This is a genomic window from Ferrovum myxofaciens (assembly GCF_000735045.1).
Taxonomy (GTDB): domain Bacteria; phylum Pseudomonadota; class Gammaproteobacteria; order Burkholderiales; family Ferrovaceae; genus Ferrovum; species Ferrovum myxofaciens.
Genome location: NZ_JPOQ01000026.1, coordinates 64,316 through 73,287, shown reverse-complemented (window position 1 = coordinate 73,287; position 8,972 = coordinate 64,316). Strand labels below are relative to the sequence as shown.

7 protein-coding genes are annotated in these 8,972 nt (G+C 55.3%); 2 read left to right on the top strand and 5 right to left on the bottom strand.

Going from position 1 to position 8,972, the window contains the following annotated elements:
* Positions 1–155: 155 nt before the first annotated feature.
* The 3 genes from argH to groES form a co-directional block, all read right to left on the bottom strand.
* Positions 156–1,562 (bottom strand): argininosuccinate lyase, encoded by a 1,407-nt coding sequence (gene argH / locus IV91_RS0105125; protein WP_031596561.1) that lies wholly within the window; start codon positions 1,560–1,562, stop codon positions 156–158.
* Positions 1,563–1,722: 160 nt separating this feature from the next.
* A complete protein-coding gene (gene groL / locus IV91_RS0105120) occupies positions 1,723–3,366 on the bottom strand; it encodes a chaperonin GroEL (RefSeq protein WP_031596559.1) in 1,644 nt (547 codons plus the stop codon).
* Between the two features lie 70 nt (positions 3,367–3,436).
* Entirely contained in the window at positions 3,437–3,727 is a 291-nt protein-coding gene (gene groES / locus IV91_RS0105115) for a co-chaperone GroES (protein ID WP_031596557.1), read from the bottom strand.
* A gap of 203 nt (positions 3,728–3,930) precedes the next feature.
* Here groES and dacB point away from each other — a divergent pair, with 203 nt between their 5' ends.
* Positions 3,931–5,466, top strand: a complete 1,536-nt coding sequence (dacB, locus tag IV91_RS0105105; protein ID WP_031596555.1) for a D-alanyl-D-alanine carboxypeptidase/D-alanyl-D-alanine endopeptidase — start codon at positions 3,931–3,933, stop codon at positions 5,464–5,466.
* A 56-nt stretch (positions 5,467–5,522) separates the two neighbouring features.
* Positions 5,523–6,023: a hypothetical protein gene (locus IV91_RS0105100; protein ID WP_150112386.1), complete on the top strand. Its 501-nt coding sequence runs from the start codon at positions 5,523–5,525 to the stop codon at positions 6,021–6,023.
* 44 nt (positions 6,024–6,067) lie between these two features.
* On the opposite strand, the gene ubiA is transcribed toward IV91_RS0105100, so the two are convergent.
* Both ubiA and recG read right to left on the bottom strand, forming a co-directional pair.
* Positions 6,068–6,919, bottom strand: a complete 852-nt coding sequence (gene ubiA, locus IV91_RS0105095; protein ID WP_031596552.1) for a 4-hydroxybenzoate octaprenyltransferase — start codon at positions 6,917–6,919, stop codon at positions 6,068–6,070.
* A gap of 4 nt (positions 6,920–6,923) precedes the next feature.
* On the bottom strand, positions 6,924–8,969 hold the full coding sequence (gene recG, locus IV91_RS0105090) for an ATP-dependent DNA helicase RecG (protein ID WP_084189928.1): 2,046 nt from the start codon (positions 8,967–8,969) through the stop codon (positions 6,924–6,926).
* Positions 8,970–8,972: the final 3 nt, after the last annotated feature.

The window sequence follows — 8,972 nt, the reverse complement described above, 5'->3', positions numbered from 1 at the left end:
AAGACGGTGTTGGCGCTGGCACGGTGGCTGAAACCGGCGTTTGTCCGGGCGGCAAATAGAGCCCTCCTTTGAGTCCGCACCCCCACAGGGGCAGGCAAAGCAAACCCCACAATGTCCAGCATCCTGAACGTATACCCCTTGCCCGTGGAGGGCAGTTACTCTCCTGCATGATCCCAGCGCTGCCGTGCTTCCTGAAGGGCTGAGCGGACTCGGGTCGGTGCCGTTCCGCCAGGAATATCGCGACTGGCCACCGAACCTTCCAAAGTCAGCACTGCATGAACATCGGATCCGATGATGGAAGAAAAGGTTCGGAGCGTGGTCAGGGGCAGATCCGCCAGGTCGCAGCCTTCGGATTCCGCATGGCGTACGGCACGTGCCACAATTTCATGGGCATCCCGAAAAGGAGTTCCCTTCTTGACCAGATAATCAGCCAAGTCAGTGGCAGTGGAAAATCCTTCCTGCGCTGCTTGCCGTAAGGCAACGGCATTAACCTGCACATCTCCCATCATTTCGGTATAGATGATCAGGGTTTGAGACAGCGTTTCCACGGTATCGAAAAGCGGCTCCTTATCCTCCTGATTATCCTTGTTGTAAGCCAGGGGTTGTCCCTTCATGAGGACCAGTAACCCCATGAGATGCCCAATGATACGTCCGGATTTGCCGCGCACCAATTCAGGGACGTCAGGGTTGCGTTTCTGGGGCATGATCGAGGAACCCGTGCAGAACGCATCACCGATCCGGACGAAATTGAAGCGCGGGCTCATCCACAGGATCAGTTCCTCAGACAGACGGGACAGATGGACCATCAGCAAGGAAGCCGCAGCACAATATTCAATGGCAAAGTCGCGGTCAGAAACGGCATCCAGAGAATTGCGACAGAGTCCTTCGAATCCCAGTAACTCGGCCACCCGTTCCCGTCGGATGGGGTAACTGGTTCCCGCCAAGGCCGCAGCACCCAGGGGAAGTTGGTTGACTCGTTGGCGGCAGTCTGTCAGGCGTTGACGATCCCGACCCAGCATTTCCACATAGGCCAGCAGATGGTGGGCAAAGGAAACGGGTTGTGCCACTTGCAAATGAGTGAACCCAGGCATAAGCGTATCCACATGCTGTTCGGCCAGACAGATCAGGGCGCATTGAAGGGCGCGCAGTTGGACCTGGTGCTGATCGATGGCGGCACGTAGATAGAGACGAATATCTGTGGCCACTTGATCGTTGCGCGAGCGCCCGGTATGAAGTCGTTTGCCCGCATCTCCCACCAGTTGGGTGAGCCGTTTTTCGATGTTGAGGTGAACGTCCTCGTCGTCCAGCGTCCATGGAAACCGATCCTGTTCCACCTCTTGGCGAATGACGGCCAGACCGTGTTGGATCGCAGAAAAATCCCCCTCTGTCAGGATGCCGACTTCGCACAACATCTGGGCATGAGCCAGAGAACCCTGAATATCATAGGCTGCCAGGCGTTTGTCGAAAAGCACCGAAGCCGTGTAACGCTTGACGGTTTCAGCAACAGGGACACTGAAACGTCCGGACCAGGATTTTTGCGGCGGAGTGTCGGAAGAGGTCATCGAATGCTCAACAGAATGTGATGTAGCCATTATAAATCAGACCGCCCCCTTTACCTATCAACCGAAGGGAATCAAACAGGAAAAACCCCCTTCAGACCAGGTCTGAAGGGGGTTTGGCGCAACGCTCCGGAATGGAACACCGGAGAGAACCACAGGGAAATTACATGTCCATGCCGCCCATGCCACCCATACCGCCCATTCCCCCACCGGACATGGGGGATTCTTCCTTGGCCAGTTCCGCCACCATGCAATCGGTGGTCAGCATCAAACCGGCGATGCTGGCCGCATTTTGCAAAGCAAAACGGGTAACTTTGGTAGGATCGACCACGCCCATGGCAACCAGATCACCATACTCACCGGTTTGAGCGTTGTAGCCGAAGTTTCCTTTTCCTTCCAGTACCTTGTTGACCACAACGGAAGGCTCATCGCCACAATTGGCAACGATCTGACGCAGGGGTTCTTCGATGGCACGTTCCACGATCTTGATGCCAGCATCCTGATCGGCATTGTCACCCTTGAGCGCGGTCAGGGTAGAACGGGCACGCAACAGCGCAACTCCGCCCCCAGGAACGATTCCTTCTTCCACTGCTGCGCGGGTGGCGTGCAGAGCATCTTCCACGCGTGCCTTCTTTTCCTTCATTTCTACTTCAGTGGCGGCACCTACCTTGATGACTGCAACGCCACCCGCCAACTTGGCCACACGTTCCTGCAGTTTTTCCCGATCGTAGTCGCTGCTGGCTTCTTCGATTTGCTTGCGAATCTGGGTCACGCGGCCCTTGATGGACTCTTCGTTCCCGGCGCCATCGATGACGGTGGTTTCTTCCTTGCCTACTTCGATACGTTTGGCACGGCCCAGTTCATTCAACGTCACTTTTTCCAGTGATAAACCGACTTCTTCTGCAATCACGGTTCCACCGGTCAGAATGGCGATATCTTCCAGCATGGCCTTGCGCCGATCACCAAACCCAGGAGCCTTGACGGCGGTGGTTTTGAGAATGCCGCGAATGTTATTGACGACCAGGGTGGCCAGAGCCTCCCCTTCCACATCTTCGGCGATGATCAGGAGCGGACGCCCTGACTTGGCCACTTGCTCCAGTACGGGCAGCAGATCGCGGATGTTGGAGATTTTCTTGTCGTGCAGGAGCACGTAGGGATCTTCCAGCAAGGCGATTTGACGATCCTGGTTGTTGACAAAGTAGGGAGAGAGGTAGCCGCGGTCGAATTGCATGCCTTCCACGACTTCCAGTTCATTTTGCAAACCGGAGCCATCTTCCACGGTAATGACGCCTTCCTTGCCCACCTTGTCCATGGCTTGGGAAATGATCTCACCGATGGAGTGATCGGCGTTGGCGGAAATGGAACCCACCTGAGCGATTTCGGTATTGGTGGTACAAGGTTTGGAGAGTTTCTTCAACTCTTCCACAATGCCCACGACAGCACGGTCGATCCCGCGCTTCAGATCCATGGGGTTCATGCCGGCGGCCACAAACTTCATGCCTTCCTTGACAATGGACTGAGCCAGAACGGTTGCTGTGGTGGTGCCATCGCCTGCGACATCGGAGGTTTTGGAAGCTACTTCCTTGACCATCTGAGCGCCCATGTTTTCAAACTTGTCCTTCAGTTCGATTTCCTTGGCGACGGATACGCCATCCTTGGTGATGGTGGGAGCGCCGAAGGAACGCTCGAGTACGACATTCCGACCCTTGGGTCCGAGAGTGACCTTGACTGCATCGGCCAATATGTTGACACCCACGACCATCTTGGCGCGGGCACTATCATGAAAACGAACTTCTTTAGCTGCCATCTTTATAGACTCCTAAATTTAACGGGATGGACCCAGAGGGTCCAACCGATTCGATTGAAAATGGGGAGGCTTAGGCCTCGACAACACCCATGACATCTTCTTCACGCATGACCAGCAGTTCCTCGCCGTCTACTTTGACGGCTTGGCCTGAGTATTTGCCAAACAGGACACGATCGCCCACTTTGAGTTCGAGGGCGCGCAAGGTACCATCTTCCAGAATCTTGCCTTTGCCCACGGCCAAAACTTCTCCTTGATCCGGCTTTTCTGCAGCGGAATCCGGGATAACGATGCCAGAGGCGGTCTTGCGTTCTTCTTCCAGGCGTTTGACAATCACACGATCATGCAAGGGACGAATTTTCATACGACGATTCTCCATGTTGAGAAAATAATTGCTACAGGATTAGCACTCGTCAAGTGCGAGTGCTAACAGTGTATGGGCGCCTTCGAAGGTTTTCAAGGGGACAGATATAAAAATCCTTCCAAAATCCTGCGGCCTTCGGACGTTTTTTATATCCAATTGAGTAAAAAGAAATTATAAATAAATTTGGCAGGATTGTCGGGGGAATGTGGATTCTGATCTGGGGTGGGATGTCCTGCGCTGACCCTGTGCCTTTCCCCCCCGTTTCTCAGGAACTTCCTCAAACCCTGCGTCAGGCACTGGCTCAGGCCGGTGTCCCGGCTTCAGAGGTTTCAGTCGTGGTCTGGGGGGTCAACGAACCTCGTCCCCGCCTGGCTTGGGAGGCTCAAACACCGCGTAATCCAGCTTCCGTCATGAAATTGGTGACGACCCTGGCGGCTCTGGAAAATTGGGGTCCTGCCAAAACCTGGCGCACGGAAGTTCGCGTGCCTCGTTTGGATGCACAGAGGGGACAGGGCCCTTTCGGAGTCATCGGGGTGGGAGATCCGGGATTGACCCTGGAGCGTTGGCAAGAACTTTGGCGTCAAGTTTATCAACAGGGGATTCATCAACTGTCAGGACCGATTCGTTTTGATCAGAGTGGTTTTTCCCCCACGGAGTTATCCCCTGAAATCTTCGATCAGGAAGGTTTTCGAGCCTATAACGTTATTCCCCATGCCCTGCAGGTGGGACAACAGACCCAGTGGTGGTTCATTCGTCCCGGTGCACGGGTTGGCGAACCGCTCCAGATCTGGTCGGAATTTCCTTTCCCCCAGATCGTGCTAAGCAATCGGACCCGCACCGTCAGTGGTCCCTGCCCTGCCCTGTGGCGTTCAGGATTGCACTATGCCATTCGTGCCAAATTTCCGGCACAGGCGATGCGATCCCATCCCGATAACTCTCTGGATACAGGGGTGATTCTGGAGTTGACGGGGACCGTGCCACAGGATTGCGGGGTTCAGGTCATGGGTTTTTCCTTGCTCACCAATTTCGCCTATCTCGATTCCTCCCTTCGGACTCTGTGGCATGAGTTGGGAGGAACGTTTGCGGGGACCCTGGAACAAGGTACCGTGCCCGGAGACTGGCCCGTGCTGGCCTCCAGTGAATCTCCCGCTTTGATCGAGTTGCTTCTGCAAATGAACAAGAACAGTAATAATGTACTGGCACGAACATTGTTGCTCGATCTGGCGATGAACGACTCAGAGGTTGTCAAGGCAGCGACGGAGTCGGGTGGTCGAGCCAAAGTCCTGCGGATTTTGGCGGAACGAGGGTTGGATTTTCCTGAAATGGTGCTGGAGAATGGTTCCGGGTTATCGCGCAAGGCGCGTATTTCTGCGGAACATCTGGCGCGCCTGTTACTTTGGATGCAGGAGAAAAGTCTTTATGGGAATGAATTCATGACCACTCTGCCGCTGGTGAACGTGGATGGAACGTTGCGTCATTCTTTTGAAGATCCCCAATTACGCGGTCGCTTTCATCTCAAGAGTGGTACGTTGGATGGTGTGAAAGCCTTGGCGGGTTACGGGCTGGATGCGCAAAACCATTGGGTGGTAGTGGTCTTTCTGGCCAATGGACCGGGGGCAGAGAGTACGGCAGCAGCCCAGGAAGCCTTGCTCCGATGGGTTCGTCATGAGTCAAAAATACCACAGTTCAACACTACTTCAAATGCAATGGTATTGCCTGCACCAAACCCCTTGCGCTAACATGGAAAGTGTGGAAGTGTCACTGGGGGTGGCGTCCGTCATCGGGAGAAATCGTCATGAAAAAGAGTATGCAGGGGGTGGGTGTGCTCCTTCTCATGATGCAATCGGCCTTGGCTCAGGAGGGTAGCAGCGGTGGCTGGTTTTCCGGGATCAGTGCCTTGCCCTTTTCGGTGGAATGGAATACGGAATTGGCCCCGGAAGGTAGTGCGCTGTCCAGTCATATGCGCAGTGAAGGATTAGGCGGTTCGGAGACTTCCGGGCTTTCTCGCAGTTGGGTCCTGGGCGGTACGGGAGTCCTTCCTTTGGGAGACCGTCTGGCCCTGACGGGAAGTTTGGCAACCATTCGCAATCAGGGGATGGGCAGTGCTGCCAATACGTCGACGGTAGGATTGTACGATGCGCTGCCCTATAACATGACGGGCCTGGGGATGCATTACGATCTCAGTCAGCGTTTGCGTTTTCAAGGGGGCTGGGACCATTACCAGTTGAATTACAACCGGATCAATGGAAATTCCAACATCGATTTGTTGTCCTTGGGGCTACGTTACGGATTTTGAAACAAATTCAATGAGTTCTCTGGAGTCGGAGGGGTAGGTTGTTATTAACCCATGGCGTAGGATAAGAGAATTCCTCCAAAGATGGCGGCTCCAAACCAGGTATTGTGCAGAAAGGCGCGCAGGCACTGGGCGCGTGCGCGCGTACGGATCAGAGTGTAATGAAAGCCGGCTACCCCTGCCGCGCTGCACAGTCCCCCGTAAAAAAACACGCCCAAATGAAAGTGCCAACCTATCCAGCCCAGCAGGAGCAAGCAAAGTCCGTAGAACATCATGATCAGGGGTACGTCCCGGTTTCCGAAGAGAAGCGCCGTGGAATGAATGCCCAAGGGCCGATCATCTTCCCGATCCACCATGGCATATTCGGTGTCATAGGCCAGAGTCCAGCAGAGGTTGGACAGCATCAGTATCCAGGCAGAACCCGGCACCTGACCGAGTTCGGCTGCAAAAGCCATGGGAATGCCAAAACCAAAGGCAATACCCAGATAGGCCTGGGGTAGCGGAAAAAATCGTTTGGTCAGGGGGTAACTGGCGGCCAGAAAAAGAGCAGGCAGGGAAAGTATCAAGGTCAGTGTATTGCGGGTCAGAACCAGGGCGAAGGCGAGCAGGCTCAGGAGAAGCGCCAGTACGAGAGCTTCCTTGACACTGACTTCACCGCTGGCCAAGGGACGTAAACGGGTTCGGGCAACGTGGGGGTCCACTTTGCGGTCAGCGATATCATTCATGACACAGCCCGCTGAGCGCATTAGCAGGGTACCGAGGGAGAAAACGAGCAGATTGGACAGAGAGGGATGACCTCGGCTGGCCAGCCACAGGGCCCAGAGCGTGGGCCACAGCAACAGCAGGGTACCGATGGGTTTGTCCATCCGGGCCAGGCGCCACCATGCATTCCAGTTCATTGGTTCAAGAGGTCAGATAGGGTTGACGTGTGCCCAGCCAGCACGCGACATGGTGGAGGGCTTTTGCAGGAGCATCGGCGATCCAGGTGGCAGCGTATCGACGAGCCAAGGTCAGCAGGTCATCATCCTGCACGGGGTCCGCGAAACGCAGCAAGGCCAGGCCACTTTGACGGGAGCCCAGGTAATCGCCGGGACCACGGAGCAGAAGATCCTGGCGGGCAATTTCAAATCCGTCGGTGTGTTCATAAATCACTTTCAGACGTTGACGCGCCAACTCGGACAGAGGGGGACGATAGAGGAGCAGGCAAACGCCAGGACGCGTGCCCCGACCCACCCGTCCGCGCATCTGATGGAGTTGAGCCAGTCCCATCCGTTCCGTATGTTCAATCACCATCAGCGTCGCATTCGGCACATCCACACCCACCTCGATGACGCTGGTGGCAACCAGCAATTGAAGTTCTCCCTTCAGGAAACGGTTCATGATATTCCGTTTCTCAGCCCCGGCAAGTCTGCCATGAAGTAATTCGCAGCGCAAATCCGGAGCATCGGCGGTGAGGGTTTGAAAGGTGGCCTGGGCATTCTGCAGGTCGAGAAATTCCGATTCTTCGATCAAGGGGCACACCCAGTAGGCTTGATGGCCCTGGCGACAGGCTGAACGAATGCCTTCGATGACCTCGTTCCGGCGGGCAGTGGAAACCAGTTTGGTGGTGATACCCTGACGGCCGGGGGGCAGTTCATCAATTACGGAGACATCGAGGTCGGCATAGTAACTCATGCTCAAACTGCGGGGTATGGGCGTGGCGCTCATCATGAGTTGGTGGGGTTGGATCCGGGTGGATTCCCCTCCTTTCTGATGAAGTGAGAGACGCTGGGCAACGCCAAAACGGTGTTGTTCATCGATGATGATCAGCCCCAGGGTTTTGAAGGACACCCGTTCCTGAATCAGGGCATGGGTACCGATGACCAGGGAAATTTCTCCGTTGGCCAGGCGTTGTCGCAGGTGATGCTGGGCCTGACTTTTGAGTTGCCCCGTCAGTAATTCGATGCAGATTCCTTGGGAAGTGAGCAAATCGTAGAGTTTTGCGTGGTGTTGTTGAGCCAGTAATTCGGTGGGTGCCATCAGGGCCACCTGCCCTCCTCCTTCAATGCACTGAACGGCAGCCAGGGCTGCAACGATGGTTTTGCCACAGCCGACATCCCCTTGCAACAGCCGATGCATGGGGCGCTCTTGCGCCAGATCTTGACGAATTTCCTCCACTACGCGGTGTTGAGCGGCAGTGAGAGGGAAAGGAAGAGATCGTTCAAGACGACGGGAAAGTTTTCCTTGGATTGGGTAGGCATAGGCCAGTGTTTCGGTGCGATGTTGGCGATGGAAATGCATGGACAATTGTTGGGCCAGCAGTTCATCAAATTTGAGGCGTTGCCATAAGGCGGGTACCAACTGGAAAGCATCGGTGGGGCCATGCAGGATCTTCAGGGTCGTGGCAAGATCGGGTAACCCCAGGGAGTTGCGCCATGAAGGGTCCAAAGTATCGGTCAAATCCAGTTGCGTCAGCGCCCGTAACAGGGTGCGCCGCAGGATAGTCTGGGACAGGCCGGCGCAGGTCGGGTAAACGGGAGTCAAGGTGGCCGGAAGGGGACTGTTTTCCTTGAATAGTTGGCAACGAGGGTGGATCATTTCCAGCCCTTGGTAACTTTGACGCGCTTCACCAAAGAGGCGCAACCGGTTTCCTGGGGCGAATAAACGCAGTTGACTGGGATAAAAATGGAGGAAGCGCAATTCAAGCAGGCCGGTCTCATCCCTGACCTGTACGGTCAGGGTGCGGTGGGGACCCTGGCGAATTTCATGACGAATCACCTGAACGATGAGGCAAGCACTCTGACCTGGTGTAAGAGTGGCCACGGATCGTGGGTGCCGCTCATCTTCGTAGCGCAGGGGAAGATGCAGCAACAAATCAAATCCGCTGTGCAGTCCCAGGGTGTGGAGCAAATTGCAGAGGCGTGGGGTGAGATTCAGGGCACTCAGAGGTGCAGTGGGAGGCAGGAGCATGAC